General features: G+C 42.8%; 17 protein-coding genes. 9 read left to right on the top strand and 8 right to left on the bottom strand.

Annotated elements, in window-relative coordinates:
* Window positions 1–164: 164 nt before the first annotated feature.
* Genes F6K53_RS03565 through ndhC form a run of 3 tightly spaced genes read right to left on the bottom strand, consistent with a single transcriptional unit; the run spans window position 165 to window position 1793 of the window.
* Complete coding sequence (locus F6K53_RS03565; RefSeq protein WP_070391732.1) at window positions 165–695, bottom strand: NAD(P)H-quinone oxidoreductase subunit J; 531 nt, start codon at window positions 693–695, stop codon at window positions 165–167.
* Window positions 688–1434, bottom strand: a complete 747-nt coding sequence (gene ndhK / locus F6K53_RS03560; RefSeq protein ID WP_293070274.1) for a photosynthetic/respiratory NAD(P)H-quinone oxidoreductase subunit K — start codon at window positions 1432–1434, stop codon at window positions 688–690. The genes F6K53_RS03565 and ndhK overlap by 8 nt, the downstream gene beginning before the upstream one ends.
* Window positions 1431–1793 carry a photosynthetic/respiratory NAD(P)H-quinone oxidoreductase subunit C gene (ndhC, locus tag F6K53_RS03555; RefSeq protein ID WP_070391734.1) on the bottom strand — a complete coding sequence of 121 codons (363 nt, stop codon included), beginning with the start codon at window positions 1791–1793 and terminating at the stop codon, window positions 1431–1433. Before ndhC ends, ndhK begins: the two co-directional genes overlap by 4 nt.
* 323 nt (window positions 1794–2116) lie before the next feature.
* On the opposite strand from ndhC, the gene F6K53_RS03550 reads away from it, so the two are divergent.
* The 6 genes from F6K53_RS03550 to F6K53_RS03525 all read left to right on the top strand — a co-directional run bounded on the left by F6K53_RS03550 (window position 2117) and on the right by F6K53_RS03525 (window position 4813).
* Window positions 2117–2464 (top strand): rubredoxin, encoded by a 348-nt coding sequence (locus tag F6K53_RS03550; protein ID WP_293070272.1) that lies wholly within the window; start codon window positions 2117–2119, stop codon window positions 2462–2464.
* 137 nt (window positions 2465–2601) lie between these two features.
* A complete protein-coding gene (locus F6K53_RS03545) occupies window positions 2602–3606 on the top strand; it encodes a photosynthesis system II assembly factor Ycf48 (RefSeq protein WP_293070283.1) in 1005 nt (334 codons plus the stop codon).
* Window positions 3607–3739: 133 nt separating this feature from the next.
* Window positions 3740–3985, top strand: coding sequence for a cytochrome b559 subunit alpha (gene psbE, locus F6K53_RS03540; protein WP_075897538.1), 246 nt, complete (start codon window positions 3740–3742; stop codon window positions 3983–3985).
* Window positions 3986–4011: 26 nt separating this feature from the next.
* Window positions 4012–4146, top strand: coding sequence for a cytochrome b559 subunit beta (psbF, locus tag F6K53_RS03535; protein WP_075897540.1), 135 nt, complete (start codon window positions 4012–4014; stop codon window positions 4144–4146).
* 11 nt (window positions 4147–4157) lie between these two features.
* Window positions 4158–4277, top strand: coding sequence for a photosystem II reaction center protein L (locus F6K53_RS03530; RefSeq protein WP_071986819.1), 120 nt, complete (start codon window positions 4158–4160; stop codon window positions 4275–4277).
* Between the two features lie 416 nt (window positions 4278–4693).
* Window positions 4694–4813, top strand: a complete 120-nt coding sequence (locus F6K53_RS03525; RefSeq protein ID WP_071986820.1) for a photosystem II reaction center protein J — start codon at window positions 4694–4696, stop codon at window positions 4811–4813.
* A 274-nt stretch (window positions 4814–5087) separates the two neighbouring features.
* Here F6K53_RS03525 and F6K53_RS03520 read toward each other — a convergent pair whose 3' ends face one another.
* Both F6K53_RS03520 and F6K53_RS03515 read right to left on the bottom strand, forming a co-directional pair.
* Window positions 5088–5951: a type II CAAX endopeptidase family protein gene (locus tag F6K53_RS03520; RefSeq protein WP_293070269.1), complete on the bottom strand. Its 864-nt coding sequence runs from the start codon at window positions 5949–5951 to the stop codon at window positions 5088–5090.
* Between the two features lie 1203 nt (window positions 5952–7154).
* Complete coding sequence (locus F6K53_RS03515) at window positions 7155–7574, bottom strand: AbrB family transcriptional regulator (RefSeq protein WP_293026137.1); 420 nt, start codon at window positions 7572–7574, stop codon at window positions 7155–7157.
* Between the two features lie 411 nt (window positions 7575–7985).
* Here F6K53_RS03515 and F6K53_RS03510 point away from each other — a divergent pair, with 411 nt between their 5' ends.
* Window positions 7986–8987, top strand: coding sequence for a succinate dehydrogenase/fumarate reductase iron-sulfur subunit (locus F6K53_RS03510; RefSeq protein WP_293026139.1), 1002 nt, complete (start codon window positions 7986–7988; stop codon window positions 8985–8987).
* Complete coding sequence (locus F6K53_RS03505; RefSeq protein WP_071103444.1) at window positions 8984–9172, top strand: chlorophyll a/b-binding protein; 189 nt, start codon at window positions 8984–8986, stop codon at window positions 9170–9172. The genes F6K53_RS03510 and F6K53_RS03505 overlap by 4 nt, the downstream gene beginning before the upstream one ends.
* 339 nt (window positions 9173–9511) lie before the next feature.
* Here F6K53_RS03505 and F6K53_RS03500 read toward each other — a convergent pair whose 3' ends face one another.
* The 3 genes from F6K53_RS03500 to F6K53_RS03490 all read right to left on the bottom strand — a co-directional run bounded on the left by F6K53_RS03500 (window position 9512) and on the right by F6K53_RS03490 (window position 12269).
* On the bottom strand, window positions 9512–11311 hold the full coding sequence (locus F6K53_RS03500; protein ID WP_293026143.1) for a mechanosensitive ion channel domain-containing protein: 1800 nt from the start codon (window positions 11309–11311) through the stop codon (window positions 9512–9514).
* A 367-nt stretch (window positions 11312–11678) separates the two neighbouring features.
* Complete coding sequence (locus tag F6K53_RS03495) at window positions 11679–11843, bottom strand: hypothetical protein (RefSeq protein ID WP_293026145.1); 165 nt, start codon at window positions 11841–11843, stop codon at window positions 11679–11681.
* A 195-nt stretch (window positions 11844–12038) separates the two neighbouring features.
* On the bottom strand, window positions 12039–12269 hold the full coding sequence (locus tag F6K53_RS03490) for a hypothetical protein (RefSeq protein WP_293026147.1): 231 nt from the start codon (window positions 12267–12269) through the stop codon (window positions 12039–12041).
* A gap of 2005 nt (window positions 12270–14274) precedes the next feature.
* Here F6K53_RS03490 and F6K53_RS03485 point away from each other — a divergent pair.
* Entirely contained in the window at window positions 14275–16404 is a 2130-nt protein-coding gene (locus tag F6K53_RS03485; RefSeq protein WP_293070264.1) for an ATP-binding protein, read from the top strand.
* The last annotated feature ends 212 nt before the right edge of the window (window positions 16405–16616 follow it).

The following is a 16616-nucleotide window of genomic DNA, read 5'->3' as shown; positions in this document are numbered from 1 at the left end:
GTAAATAGCTGACTTGCCCAGCATTTAAGGCCGTAGGCCACGCTACGTGAACGGCTTTGTTTATCAGTAGATATATTATAGCAATTCCATACATACTCTGTGCAAAATTCATCCCACACCTAATGCGCAGCATAGGTGTGGGATGAATTTTGCCGGACAGCTAATCAATAAGCATCCTGTAATTCGTAGAAGTCCGGTGATATATAATCCTTCCGCAAAGGCCAACCCACCCAATCTTCTGGCATCAAAATCCGCTTCAGGTTAGGGTGCCCTTCAAAAACTATACCGAACATATCGTAGGTTTCCCGCTCCTGCCAATCAGCAGCTTTCCATATCCAGTAAACCGAGGGAAGCTTAGGATTATCTCGCGGTAGGAATACTTTTACACGCACTTCCTCAGGCTGATCAGTATTATCACTCACTTTAATTAAGTGGTAAAAGCTTACCAAGTCTGCCCCAGGACCAAAATCATAGCCTCCTTGACATTGGAGGTAGTTAAACCCATAGGCATACAGAGCAGTAGCAATGGGAAGCAAGACATCTGGTTCAACTTTGAGTACCTCAACGCCTAGGTGATCCAACTCCATGAACTCATGCTCAAAACCGTTTTCCTTGAGCCATCCCGAGACTTTTCCCGCTTCAACTATCTCAGAGGATTGTGTGGTTTGCTCTACTGGTTTTGACTCTTCAGCCACGCTCTACCTCCTGCTTTTGATAGGATTTGAGTGCTGGTGGTACTGCCATTCCCATCCCCTCGGTCAACTCTTTGGGGGGAGTATAGCGCTCCTCCGATTGCAGGTACTTACCGGTCAAAATCTCTGGTACCACTTTCATGTTGTGAGTGGTGCTGTAGTAACGGTGGGTTTGCTTGAGCTGACCACGCTCCTGAATCGACTCGTTAGCCACCTTTTTGCGAAGCTTGACAATAGCATCCATGATTGCTTCTGGACGAGGGGGACACCCAGGTATATAGACATCCACTGGAATCAATTTATCCACACCACGCACTGCTGTTGGAGAATCAACGCTAAACATGCCGCCAGTGATAGTACAAGCTCCCATGGCAATCACGTACTTCGGCTCTGGCATCTGCTCATAAAGACGAACCAGTGCTGGTCCCATTTTCATGGTTATGGTACCCGCTGTGATAATTAAATCCGCTTGTCTGGGGCTAGAACGAGGAACCAAACCAAAACGGTCAAAGTCAAACCGCGACCCAATCATTGCCGCAAATTCAATGAAGCAACAAGCGGTACCATACAACATCGGCCAGAGGCTGGAAAGCCGCGCCCAGTTGTAAAGGTCGTCTACTGTAGTTAAGATTACATTTTCCGATAAGTCTTGAGTGACTTGGGTTCGCTCAATCGGGTTAAGAATTTTGTTTGTTTGCTGCTGTTCTATAGCAGCACTATCCTTTGTAAGATTAGATTTCATGACCATTCCAAGGCTCCTTTGCGCCAAGCGTAAACCAGAGCAACCACAAGAATTGCAATAAAAATTAGGGCTTCCACAAATGCCAGTAATCCCAGGCGATTGAAGGCGACAGCCCAGGGATAGAGGAATACAGTTTCAACATCGAAAATCACGAACACCAGGGCGAACATATAGTAACGAATGTTGAACTGAATCCAAGCACCCCCCACTGGTTCCATACCAGATTCATAGGTGGTGCGCCGCTCTGGCTCCCGATGGCTAGGTCGCAAAAGCTTGGAAGCCGACAGGGCTAGTAGGGGAACTAAGCTGCAAGCTAGTATGAAGCCTAAGAGATACTCGTAACCGCTAAGAACAAACACAATTGGTCAGTGCCAGGTAAAAACTGGCGTTAGTACTTCTTTACAAACTTTATTATAGGTGGTCTGCCCTTTTGAACGGTCCTCAGGGGTCAGTGGTTGGTTCTCAAAAGCCAATGACTACCATAGACTTCAAGGTTGCTCGTAGTTGATTGTACTCCCTCTCCCTAGAAGACCCTACTCTTTCAAGGGTTCATCAAAAATCGGGTCAGGCATCTCGGAGAAACTCCTGAGCTTAAATCGAAAGTTAAGAAAATCTGACACTTAGTGTGTGATAATATTTTTTAACATAGTTATTAAGATTTGCTGCTTAAGCTTACAGAGGAATGACTGAACGAGCCCCAGAGCAAACCCTAGCTGAACAGGCACCCAGCAGCTATGAATGCCGTGCTTGTGGCTATGTTTACGATCCGACTAAGGGAGATAGTAATCGCAATGTTCCAGGAGGGACATTATATAAGGATTTGCCAGATGATTGGCGCTGTCCAGTGTGCGGCGCTCCGAAAATTCAGTTTATTAATATTGGTGCTGTTAATGCTCCGTCTGGATTTCAGGAGAATCTTACCTATGGCTTCGGTGTTAACCGCATGACACCAGCACAAAAAAACCTTTTAATTTTTGCCGCTTTAGGATTAGGCTTTTTGTTTTTTCTGAGCCTTTACGGTTTGAACTGAAATCAGGGCAGTTGGCTTGTATGCGTGAACGTGAGCAACTGCTGGCATCACCAAAGCTTAGATCTAGAAGCCATCGCCCTTGGTGGGGTCTGAAAACCTACGGAGAACGCTGCCATACTCAAGAAGTTCTGGAAATAATGAGATATTTGATGAAAACGCTGAAACAAATTTTAATATTACTGGCGGTGGCATTAATTTGTGTCAGCTGCAAATTTCCTTCATCCATAAGCTATAATCCTTGGGCGGTTATTTCCTTACCTACAGAAGCGACCATGCAAGACCTTGGCTTTACCGGGGATCTTAGTCATGGATGGATTGTGGGTAGCTATGCCACAATTTTTGAGACTAAGGATGGGGGTAATACATGGCAACAGAAAGGCTTGGATCTCGGAGATGAAAATTATCGCTTCTCCTCTGTAAGCTTTGCTGGTGATGAGGGGTGGATTGTTGGTCAACCCTCGATCATGCTTCATACTAATGATGGGGGGGGATCTTGGTCTCGCATTCTCTTAAGTGAAAAGTTACCAGGTTCACCCAACAGAATCCTGGCTCTCGGACCCAACTCAGCAGAGATGACCACTGATGTTGGCGCAATTTATCAGACTAAGGATGCTGGTAAAACCTGGAAGGCTCAGGTAGCACAAGCGGTAGGAGTCACCCGTAATATTTCCCGCTCTGAAGATGGTAGTTACGTTGCTGTGTCTGCTAGAGGAAACTTTTACTCCACTTGGGATCCAGGTCAGAGTGCTTGGTTACAGCATAATCGTTACAGTTCCAAGCGTCTCCAGAATATGGGGTTTACCCCCGATGGTCGTCTGTGGATTTTGGCCCGGGGTGGTCAGGTACAATTTAGCACTGCCGAAAACCTAGAAGAGTGGGAAGAACCAATTTATCCAGATTTTTCCAACAGCTTGGGATTACTTGACTTAGCCTATCGCACACCCAATGAAATTTGGGTAGCAGGTGGCAGTGGTAATTTGCTTTGTAGCTTTGATGGTGGAAAAACCTGGCAAAAAGACCGGGATCTTAGGGATGTTCCCTCGAATTTTTACAAAATAGTCTTTGTAACACCAGAACAGGGGTTTGTCATTGGTCAGAAAGGGATTTTACTCAAGTATGAGCTGCCTAGCCAGGAAGCTTAGGGCTTGGAAATCCCTATGATCGATGCCAGTCAGTTTCGTTTTATCTTTCAACATCGAAGATGTAGAAAAAAACGGCACTTAGAACTATTATAGTTATGGAATTTTAAACGGTTGTTGGTAGGAGGAATCTACGATGGCAGGTACAACTGGAGAACGTCCGTTTGGTGACATTATTACCAGCGTTCGTTACTGGGTCATTCACAGTGTTACTATCCCAGCCCTATTTATCGCTGGTTGGCTTTTTGTGAGCACTGGTCTGGCTTACGATGCGTTTGGCACACCCCGTCCTAATGAATACTTTACTCAAGAGCGGATGGAACTACCAATCGTTTCCGACCGCGACAATGCTAAACAGCAAGTTGAAGAATTTGCTCCATAAGGTTTTTTAGATAAAGGCAGACAATCATGACTAGCAGTAATCCCAATCAACCAGTTTCGTATCCGATTTTCACGGTTAGATGGTTAGCGGTTCATACCCTAGCCGTTCCTTCAGTCTTTTTCTTAGGCGCGATCGCAGCCATGCAATTTATTCAACGATAGGAGAAGCAATTATGGAGCGGAATTCCAATCCCAATAGACAGCCGGTTGAACTCAATCGGACGTCTCTTTACTTAGGTCTATTACTGATTTTTGTGCTTGGTATTCTGTTTTCCAGTTATTTCTTTAATTAACTGATTTAACAGATTCGCCTAAATCCCCATCTTGGAGACGGCTCGGATGTAAACTGGAAAAGACTCTTAGTTAATTCCCTGGTAATTTCCGGTTAATCGCTAATTTCCTAGCTAAGATGCACCGCGATAGACATTTTTCCTAAGTTGTTTAGGTTATGGCACCTACGAATGAACGCTATTTCGTAGCCCTGTCACTAGTAGTTAAGTTAAGGGAAAAGTGCTGCTAGCTCAACAAGCCTTTACAATATTGCCGTTCGCGGAAGCAGGAAGAAGTCCGGCAAAGATTACTCCTGATAGGAGTTGCGCAAAATCTAAGCCACGAGGGAGGCTTTTCAACGAAATTACTAGTTATTAAGCCTTCTATCGTTAACTACATGTAAGAAAAAAAACTTGATTTAAAATTGGAGGTATAAGCTGTGTCTGGAGGGGGAAGAATTCCTTTATGGATAGTTGCCACTATCGCTGGTACTGGTGTCCTCGTAGTGGTTGGTCTTTTCTTCTATGGTGCCTATGTGGGAGTTGGTTCTTCCATGTAAGGTTGACCGATTTCTCTGATTAACACCCCGGCGAGGTTCCCTCGCCAAGGTAACGCGCACCAAAAGAAAGGCGCGAAATTAAACATGAAGTAAATCCACAGGTGCCCTTGACCCATTAAGAATTTAATTCTTAATGGGTCAAGGGCACCTAAGGATAATCGCTAGTTTAACTTGTAGCTGGCGGTATTTTTTTTGGTGATTAGCTTTTAAGACAGCCTGCCGGATATAGGAGTTTGTTGACAGGCTTCAAGCCAATTTAAAACAGGTGAAATTTTTATCGAATGTTTATCAGCTGATCCGGCAACATCAGTAATAATAAAGCCCCAACTTCCAATAAACAAAGAAGACCCACTATCCCAGCTAACGGTTTTCCTCCCAAACCCGTTATCCAAATTGGTCCAATGCCTGTGTAAGCAATTAACTCAGCTGAGTCCAAACAAGTTAAACCCCAAATCCAACCAGCATGTAGTCCCCATGCTAAACCCAGACTGCCTCCATCCACCCAACGGGCTAGGACTAATACCATTCCCATTAGCCATAATCCTGGTAACTGAGGGATAGTATCTTTTTGTTCCCAAACTAGGTGTAACAGGGCAAAAATCCCACTAGAGATGGCTGCTCCTACCCAGATAGAATAATCCTGCTGTAGTTGATTCACTAAGAAGCCACGAAAGACTAACTCTTCTGTAAGCCCAATCCACAGCCCTAATAACATCACTGGCAGTAATATCGGTCCCAAACGCTGCCAATTTTCAGAATTCCACCTCACCCAGCCTAGTAATAATTGCCCAGTAAATACTATGATTAAGCTGAGAATACCTACTCCTAGTCCCAATCCTAGAGAGCCTAAAACGCTTAATTTCCACTCCAATCCGTAATCGGAGAAAGGCACCCCCTCTAGTTGAGAAGCTCCCCATAAAATTAGGGGAGCAATCAGGTAAAGTGCTGCGAGTAGTGGTAACTTTTGGTCTGGTGCTAAAGGCTTATTTGGACGCCACTTTAAAACCATAGCTATAGGGAGAGCTAGGGGCAGCCACAAAACTGCCCAAGCTAGGAAAAAAGTGCCTACCTTGAAAAGAGTAGTTGACGTCATTAATGACACAAACGACCCATTAGTTGCCTGATCAAGAATAGCCATTGGCGAGATTGGCAAATTACTATCAAATGACTATAAGGTCTAAACTAAACTACCATAAGCGGCTGCCGTTTTCCTATGCCTTGCTTCCCTAACCACAGAGCACATCGGGCTGGTTAATAATAGCCTGCTTTATCAACTCCTCAGGTAGTAGAAAGAAGATTTTTGTTTCTACTGTCTTATTATGGGGCATCCTCACCGTAGGCATATGCTTGATTCTTGGTCATCAGCTTTTCAGCAGATCAACCAGTCCACTTGCTTAAAAAATGACATTTTCCAAGTAGAGGTTGGTCTGTCCTTTTTCGCCCAGCGTGCGCTTAGCGGAAGCTTTTTCAGGTTCTTTCCCTGGAGTTTCCTTGTACCTTATGGTACCGATACAATTATTTTGACACTCCCCGCTCGCCCAGAGACGGGGATTCTTGGCTCAACGATTCCCCTTGCCATGACAGGTTTTCACCAAGCACAGATAAGGCCAAATCTCCCCGGAGACGAAACCTTAGAGAGGGTCGCCTTTATAGTCAGCAGGCTATGCAGATGCATGGTTAAATCTTTTTTAATAAGGTGACCCTCTCTTACGGTAACTTCAAACCCAGCGTTTGGATCATTGATCCAGGTTCCGGTGTGCCGGAAACGAAACCTTAGTAGAGTGGAGCCTTAGTTAATAAGTTTTGACCCTTTTTATCATAGCCAGTCCCCTGTAAAGGCGACCCTCTACTTACGGTAACTTCAAACCCCACCGTACCTTGTTTAGAATGGGAGACAATCAACTTTAATACAATATCTACCTTACTTGTTTCATAGACTCCCAGATCGTTAGACGAAACCGAGGTGCACGTATCATTCTTTTAACAGGTTTTTACGTTGTCTATTTATATTAAGGCAAGTTGGTTGTCTGACTTCCTATTATATAGGACAGCGCTAGTTTAGGGATTACCGACAACAGAAGAAAAAAATATCCATTGACGCATAAATTCGTCAAGCAAGGTTATATCCCCCGGATAAATCACGGGGGCTTTACCCATAACGTCGGTAACAGATTCTTACAAGCTCACGTGCCCAAAAAATCTTCAAGGCTCGCCCCACACGGTCGTTTTTCATCCCCGCTCGCTTAGAGACGGGGGTTTCAAACTCGCAGGATTTTCTGTAAGAAGGATTACTTCTTTACGGTGCGACCCCGCGCTTTTAAAAAGCGCTAGGGAACACGCACTAAGAGGTGGCTTTCTTTGGTTTGTGAGTAGATACCTCTTCAGATTCAGGCTCTTCATCCACCTGCTTAAGATGGATATGCTTGTAGCCCAGTTTAATTTCAAACTCATCACCAGGCTCTAATCCCATGGCATGAGTGTAGGTTGAACCAATAACAATTTGACCATTTTTATGGACACTCACACGATAAGTCGGTTCACGCCCCCGACCATCTTTTGTGCCTTCTGGATCCAGGGGAACACCCTTGGCTCCTAAAACCGCATCATAAAAATCTGTTAAATTGACGCGGGTCTGGTCTGTTTTAGTTATAGTGTAATAGCCGCAACGCTTGGCTGTCTCTCGGCGAGGCAAGTGTGATAGCTCTTTTACTTTTTGAAGTAATGCTTTACCAGTTAGGGGAGTACTTGAAATCTCTGGCATAATCTCACGAGATATCCTTTAAACTTCAGAGTGGTCAAGATCATTAATGGCCAAACTTTGGCTCTATTAAAAATATATCGTTAAATCTATCTCAGTTGACAAGATATTTTGGATCATTTGTTTAAATCTTTACGTATTTCAATAATAACAGATCAGACAATCTCTGCCTAAGCCTTTAGGGGCAGTAAGATGATAACTATGAAAATAATCCAGGAAACATACCAATAGGATTGCACTCTTACACCAGAAGTCAACTAGCGAGGGGTATTGCTTCCCTAGGGACTACTCAAACAAGTATGGCCTAATTATCAAGAGTAACTACTTACCTCAACAGTAGTCCTGTTGCTCATATCATCCCTTAACCTTACCGATTATCCTTGTATATGTTGGAATACTCAACAGCTTAGTTTTATGCAAGTTGATTTTAAAATCATTCGACAGACTCAAAACACTGCGCCACTACTCCAGACTTATAGGCTGGATGTCCAGAAAGGAAACACGATTCTGGAATGCTTGAATCGTATTAAGTGGGAACTTGATGGTACTTTAGCTTTTCGCAAAAATTGTCGCAACACGATTTGTGGTAGCTGTGGCATACGAATCAATGGTCGCTCGGCTTTGGCCTGTAAGGAAAATGTGGGCAATGAATTGGGCAAGCAAAAGCTGCCAGATGACTCTAAAATCCCGGAGATTACTATAGCACCTCTGGGTAATATGCCAATAATCAAGGATTTAGTCGTTGAGATGAGCAGCTTCTGGGATAACTTAGAAGCTGTTGATCCCTACGTCAGCACTGCTGCTAGGAAGATTCCCGAACGGGAATTTTTACAGAGTCCTGAACAGCGATCGCATTTGGCTCAGGCAGGTAATTGTATCATGTGTGGTGCCTGTTATTCTGAGTGTAATGCCAAAGAAGTTAATCGAGATTTTGTCGGTCCTCATGCCTTGGCTAAAGCACAGCGTCTGGTGGTAGATTCCCGTGATAATACCACGGAAAATCGTTTGGAGAAATATAACGAAGGAACAAAAGGAGTCTGGGGTTGTACCCGCTGTATGATGTGTAATGCGGTTTGCCCGATGGGTGTGGCTCCTATGGATCAAATCGGTAAGATTAAACAGGATATTCTTGAAGGCATTGAGACCTATGATAGTCGTCCAATCCGCCACCGCAAAGTCCTAATTGATTTAGTCAAAGAGGGAGGCTGGATTGATGAGCGTAAGTTTGGCTTGCAGGTGGTTGGTAACTCATTTCGAGATATCCAAGGTTTGGCGAGCCTAGGACCACTGGGATTACGAATGCTAGTTAGAGGTAAGTTTCCCTTGAGCTTTTCTCCATCAGCAGGCACATCACAAGTGCGATCGCTAATTGAATCGGTAAAAAATTTGGAGTCTGAAGGATCTGATCAGTCATGAGTTCTGAAACACCCAATTCTAGTGAATCGTCTCAGGAGTCTTTTAACCAACCTGAACCAGCTTTTGGTTGGACTCCCTATGCTGAGCAAATCAATGGCAGGTTTGCCATGGTTGCCTTAGTTTGTATCGTGTTACTGGAGTTGCTCACTGGTCAAGGTTTGTTGACTTGGCTGGGTCTACTCTAAGGAATTTCCAACTACTATATAATGATCCCGAGCTTGAGATTTATTTGCTCTTACAATCAGGATTGTTGACGGTTGACGGTTGAACGCGCACGTGTGGCCGAAAGGCCAAGGTTGACGGTTTACTACCTCTGTTGGGATTTCCTCCTTGCCCTGACCAGCCAATTGTTGCGGCTACACAAATGTAGAGACCTAGCATGCTAGGTCTCTACAAAACTCTGGGCAATGAAAAGCTAATTAAACTGGAGTATTGCACCCGGATTGGCTATTAGTTGTGTTAATTAGATAGATTTTGGACCGCTGCTATACGAAAGTAGGCATTCTACAGAAAAGTCTACAGATTCAAGCTGTCTTACCATTGGGGAAAGAGCTATGGGGCTTTGGATTTGCTATCTGGCCATGACTTCCTGCTCGGGGAAGGTCTTGCTGAGCCATAACTTCGCTGATGTATATTTCCTGCTGAGGCAGTGGGATCACAATCCCCTCTTCTTCAAATCTTTCTTTTATAATTCGGCTGATGTCACAATAGGCTGTCCAGTAATCCTCTTTCTTAGTATAGGCCATAAACCAAATATTAACAGCATATTCAGCCAATTCCCCAGTGTCAATCCAAGGTGCAGGGTCTTCTAATACTAAAGGATGAGAGTTGGCAATATCCTTAAGAACTTGGATCGCTTGAGTAATACTATTGCTATAGCTGATCCTTACCGTGAGGAACATAGCGCGGACGGGGCTACTGGTTTCATTCTCAATAACGTTACCCCAGATTGAGTTGTTTGGCACGATAATGATTTTATTTTCATAAGTCTTGATGGTGGTGCAAACTAAGTTGACATCCTTAACCGTACCTTTTACCCCAGCTACTTCAATCATATCGCCCACGTCAAAAGGTTTATAGAGCAAGATCATTAACCCATTGGCAAAGTTACCGAGGGTATTTTGGAACGCAAATGCTACCACAAAACCAGCAGCTCCAATCATGGCCATCAGTGGACCAATACTGACCTCTAGGGCAGTGATCCCTAAAAGAAGACCCACCAAAAATAATCCTTGGCGGGTTATCCTAACCACGAACTGACGCAGCATAGCTGACATATTCGGGAACATCCACAAAGATTTCTCGAGCACTGTCCCTAAAATCAGGGAGAGGATGCTAAAGCCAGCGACAATTCCTAAAAATTTGCCAATGTTATTCGCCCAGCGCAGACCTCCTTCTTTAGACTGGAGCCAGCCGACGATGGTAATCCAGGTTCCTTCAGTGTCAGTGACGTCTACCTTAATCCCACTGATGGCATCGATGTATTTGTCGTACAACTCAACATCACCGCCTTTAGTTTCCAGCTCTTCCAGTACCACCTCAAAGCGATCGCTTAAAGCAGTGCGTTGCTCCCGCAGTGTGGTCATGTTGACCAGCACTTGCTTTTTAACTTCGGTCTTCGCCTCGACCGCTTCTTCTAGGTCTTGCTTGGCTTGGTCAATTCCCTGTCCAGTCTTTTTCTGCTCTTGTTCATCAGTAACGATTTTGTTGCTAATTGTTCCAATCTTATCTTGAACCTTAGCAACTTCTTCGTTTGAGGTTTTGGCTTTATCTTTCTCCGTTTCAGTACCTTCAACTGCTTTATCAATCGCCCCTTGCAAGGTTTTATCTTGCTTGGTCTTTTCCTCTTCTTTGACTGCTTCTTCTACTGACTCCTGAGCTTTTTCGAGAGCTTCCTGTGCATCTTCAGCAGCTTTTAAAGCTTTAATACGATCCTTAGCCGATCCCTTAGTCTCTATTTTTTCCTTAGTATCTGTCGCTTCCTCAAGAGCATCTTTGGCATCTTCTAGGGCATCAACAGCTTCTTTAGTTTGTTGAAGCTCTCGATTTTTGCGCTTTACAGCAATTTCCGCATCGCTAAGTTCTTTAACTTTAGTTTTAAGCAAGAACATCCACGCCTCAGCTTCACCATCCAGCTCATCCTTAGTCAAAGGCTTGAGCATTAGCTCTAGCTCCTCAATCGGAATAGTTGGATCGTCAGTGGTAACGGCTTTCTCTAAGACTGGATTAGTGGTCTGTTTAGCTTGAGCAGGTAACCACCATGCCCCAATAATTAAGAGACTGCCAAATAAAATGCTAATTTTCTTTTGTCGGTAACGAATCATTGGTTTTTCGTGTTAATAAGACGTTAATGAAGATGTAACCTGTATAGTTTGCTTGACTGCTGAGTGTTAACCAATGAAGATGTAACCTGTATAATTTGCTTCACTGTTGAGTCTTAACCGTTGACTGTCAACAGTTGCTCCCCCCATTACCCCCGAAGATCGGCAGAGCTGTTTCATTTTCGATTTAGACTGAGGGGGGCAGAGCAGTAGAGCAGCGGAGCCTAATTTTCGGCAAATATTCGGATTTTGACAGAATTTATCCCTTTATAATTCTCTCTATCTAACTAAGAAATGAAGATCCCGGGGGCAGTCAATAGTTAACGTTTAACAGTCAACACTCAACAGTCAACAAGGTATAGATAGCCTTTTATTGGTTCAAATCGAGCCATGTCCTTATTGTTGCCCAATATTTTTCATCAATAAACATCTTGAACAAAAATTTTGCAAAATCTTTGCTGAATACCGACTCCGCTTTGATCATATCTTTATTTCCCTGGCTGATAATTAATTTTTCATGGCTGCCATCATCCATAGCTTAGTTATCGGTAATGGTAGATTTACCAGCCGTATTTGGTATAATCTGCTTCTGTAAAACTCGGTAAAACCCTTTATTTTTACTGGGCTGTATTCTTAACAATTCGTTGAATGCTCCTAGAGAAACAGAATACTATCAAATCCGGTTGAATAACTTACTTCCTGGTGAGTATAGCAGGGGGAGCAGGAATCCTCATAAGGGTAGGTTTTTAACTTTGACCTCAGGTGTGGGGTGAGGTGTGGGGTGAGGTGTCGGGTGTGGGGTGAGGTGTCGGGTGTGGGGTTTGTCGTTAAAAATCATCATTGTCTTGATGCAATAGCGAGTAGGGAAAACCACGGCAATAGCGAGTGGGGGAAACCCCCGTGAGGCCACTGCATCGCTTCTTCGTTGTTTTCCTTTTCCTCTGATGAGGTTAAGTCCCATGTTTTACCCAAATGTAAAAAACCTACCCCTGTGAGGAGCAGGAATCCCCCCTAACCCCCCTTAGTAAGGCAGGGCTGTTTCATTGTCGATGTCAAAATTTTTTCTGAGGTTTTGAAACCGCCTTGGAGTAACGGAATCACCCTTTTTTTGTCTGATTAAGTATTTTAACCTGAAAAAAGTCGTTAAATTCTCTAAGCGCAAAAAGCTTGGGCAACGGAATAAAAAACCGAATGATATCACCAAAACAAAAAGCGCTCGCCGAGAGTGTAAAATAAAAGCTAACGCTATTTAATCAAAAAAAGTTTATCTATGAATAGCCTAATTCAAGCCCTCAAAAAAGTATTTGAAGTTACCGTATAACAGGGTCGCCTTATCACAAATAATCAACCCTTTTATGCGTAACCTATCACCCATGCGACCCTTTTCAAGGTTTCGTATCCGAAGGACTTTCGTCAACTCCAAGGACAACGGCATCCTTGATCAAGGGTTTTATTAATTATCATTATCGAACTTATCCAAGGATATACTAGGTATATATCTTTAGAAAATTTAGATAAATTTCATCAAGATTTGTTAGAGGTTATCTGAGAAGTCTCATTTGCTACATCCAAGCCCCCTAAATCCCCCAATTTTGGGGGACTTTTAGAAGCCAATTGACTCTTGTTCCCCCCAAACTTGGGGGGCTAGGGGGGCAAAATTCAGTATCAAAAAACTTTTCAGATATCCTCTTATTTAATAACTTAAATATTTTTTCGGATATAGTTACTTATTACTAAACCATTCGACCAGTGATGCTAGGAGTAAATTTATCAAATTTGTGAAAAATTTTTCATCAGTGGGCAAGTCAGTTTGCTTTTTATAAATCCTTAAGATATTGGATAGCTACTGATGGGAATATTATAAATATTAAGGTTAACTTATGTCACAATAATTCAATTAATTTTTTTTATTGTGGTAATCTTTTATTGATTTAGTCAGGAGTTAGGGTTAGTTTTAAATTTAACTCGTTTCTCTTGGTGCGCGTTCACGCTTAGCTTTGAAAAAGCGCGGGGTCGCACCGCTTGAGAATAATAAAAGTTCATAAATTCACCAAGTTCAAGAAGCTATCAGAACTTGCCCCCTTCAGAATCAAGTATTTACTCTGGATGCTATCCACTGCCAAAAACAAACCACCTTTGATATTATAAACTCCAATAATTATTATCTTATTGCCGTTAAAAAGAATCAAAAAAAACTCTATTATTATCTAGAATATGTGAGTAATCATCAAACCCCAATTACAGTTAATCGAACGATTGACAAGAGTCATGGCAGACAAATTGAGCGCATTACTTCAGGTGCGACCGGTCGCACCTGTTGAATATATTTGGTTAAAAACTAAAAATTTATTAATAAAATTTTGGGATAAATTACGGTAATTTGCGTTAGTTAAGTGGTTATTTACTTTTTTTATTCAAAGAGAAGTTTTTGATTTTAATAAACTTCATAAGTATGGTTTTTTGAAAAAAAAATAATAGGAAATAAACGATTAATTAAGCCAAGTGGATTTTTACGAATCATTTAGTACTGCTATAATTGGATACATTACTTGATTTTATTTATGGGGGGGTGACATCCACGCTAAAATCCTTACTGGGTAATAATTTCAGCCCATCAGTTATAAAAAGATAGATGCTGTTTTGGGCTGACATTGGATGTAGTTATAAGGGTTTGAGCTTCCAGAAAATGAAAGGAGGGTCAATTGGCTGTATCAAGCCATAGCTCATTGGCATCAAAGCCTTATATAGTAATGTTTTTAGGGCTCATGTTACCCCCTCATATTTTATTTAAGGTTTTATCTATAAGTTTAGCATACTAGATACTGAAGAACCCCCAATCCTTATTATTTCGTTTAAAGTGAACGCATTTGTGAATCATTGCAAACATCTCAAAGCTAGTGATGGACTTGCTTCGCAATTCCTGGAGATGTCTATTTTCCAAAAACAAACTTCAACCTAACTAAGCCATGTTCGACGATCTGCTCTCAGCCTTAAAAAGGCTAGATAAATTACTAGAGCAAGCAGTAATAACAGCACAAGCTGTCTACGGTTCAGAAGCAGCTACTGACCCTTATCGAGGTCTTCGTATTAATCGCGATCAGGTCAAGCAACTCCTAGATCGTGAACCAGGGATACCTTTGTTTGCAGTAGATGCAGAAAAAACTGAGTCCGCTCAGACTAACAATACACCATTAAACTGGCTGAAACAGACTTTCGGTTTGTCTGAATTTGATTTAGACGTGATGTTGATTGCCCTGGCTCCAGAAATTGATTTAGGTTACGAGCGTCTATATGCCTATCTCCAGGATGATGTCACTCGCAGGCGACCTAGTATTGATTTAGCCTTAAATTTACTATGTCCCTCTGCTGAAGCCAAACTGTTGCAACGAGTTCATTTTGCTCCTGACGCACCCTTAATCAAACATGGCTTACTTCACTTAATTCCTGACCCTCATCAGGTTAAACCACCAATATTATCCTATTATCTCAAGCTAGACGAGCAGGTTATCCATTCTCTGTTAAAACAAAAGCGTCTTGAACCGCGTTTAGAATCTTGGTGTCAATTGATAGATAGTCCTGCGGTTGAGGACAAGTTACCGATTAGGGATGACATTAAACACATACTTCCTAAGCTAGTCAAACACGCTCAAAATACCAGCCAGTCTCTACATCTGTACTTCTCTGGTTTGTCTTCTACTGAAAAACGCCGTGGAGCGATCGCCCTTGCCGCTCAACTCAACAAGCAGTTATTGATTGCGGATTTAGCTCAATCTTTAGCAATTAAGGAAGAGTTTGACCAACTGCTAAAACTGTTGTTCCGTGAAGCCTGTTTTCACAATGCTATCCTCTATCTAGAAAGTCTGGAAAGTTTAGATGCACTACAGACCAAAGAGCAGCATCTGTTATATAAAAGCTTACTTGACAGACTAACTGAGGAAAAAAGTGTGGTGATCTTATCTGGAACACAGTCGTTGGTGCCAAAGTTTACCAATCTCCAGGGTATGATTACTGTACCTTTTGCTACACCGGATTTTTATCAACGGCGCGTTTACTGGCAAGCTAGTTTAGAAACTAAAGAAATTGTACTTAGCGATCGCGACTTGGATACCCTCGCCAATCGTTTTACCTTGAGTTCAGCCCAAATAGCAGGAGCAGTAACAACTGCTTGTAATCAGGCTTTGTGGCGTGCTGCTGCCGAATTTGAAGAATTGCCATTAAACAGTACAATTAAGCCAACCCTAAATGACTTATTAGCAGCGGCTCGTGACCAATCTGGTAGCAATTTAACTGAATTAGCTCGCAAACTTAACCCTAAGTATAGTTGGCAAGACATTATCTTACCCCCCGATCAACTCGCTCAGCTCAAAGAAATTTGTAATCAAGCCAAGTATCGTCATATTGTCTATGAGAAATGGGGCTTTCACCGCAAGCTATCCATTGGTAAAGGATTAAATGTACTATTTTCAGGTCCACCAGGCACAGGTAAGACCATGGCGGCGGAAGTGATTGCTAATGAACTACAGCTTGAGCTATACAAAATTGATTTATCCCAAGTTGTCAGTAAGTACATTGGCGAGACTGAGAAAAATCTGAACCGCATTTTTATGGCTGCGGAAACAGCTAACGCTATCCTTCTGTTTGACGAGGCAGATGCTCTGTTTGGCAAACGCTCTGAAGTTCGAGATGCTCATGACCGCTACGCCAATATTGAAGTTGGGTATCTGTTGCAGAAGATGGAGGAATATGAGGGGATATCAATTTTGACAACAAATCTGCGCCAAAACTTAGACGAGGCATTTGTGCGTAGGTTAGCCTTTACAGTACACTTTCCCTCACCGGATGAAGCTAGTCGTCGGCGCATTTGGGAGGGGATTTGGACTGAGGAAATCCCCTTGTCAGCAGATGTAGATTTTGAGTTTTTGGCACGGCAGTTCAAATTGAGTGGAGGGAATATCAAGAATATTGCCCTAGCAGCAGCTTTTCTAGCAGCTGAGGCAGGTAGTGCAGTGATGATGGAACATCTGTTACAGGGCACTCGCCGGGAGTATCAGAAGATGGGTAAGGTCTGGAGTGATGGAATGCGATCGCATACATAATCCGCCCACGGTCAGTAGTTAGCCAGTTTTACACTAACGACGTACCTAGTGCTATTGTAAGCATTCAGCCGTTGGCCTTTGGCCAAGGCTGAGAGCTGAATCCTTACGTGCTATTTACCTGATTAAGCCACAAGTATAATACTGTAATCCTTGGGCGATCGCGAACATATTATTGATCAAGTTATTTCTTTTTATTCCTGTTATCTTATTTC

This window comes from Moorena sp. SIO4A1 (genome assembly GCF_010672065.1).
In the GTDB taxonomy this organism is placed as follows: domain Bacteria; phylum Cyanobacteriota; class Cyanobacteriia; order Cyanobacteriales; family Coleofasciculaceae; genus Moorena.
This window is presented reverse-complemented; position numbering and strand designations above follow the sequence as displayed.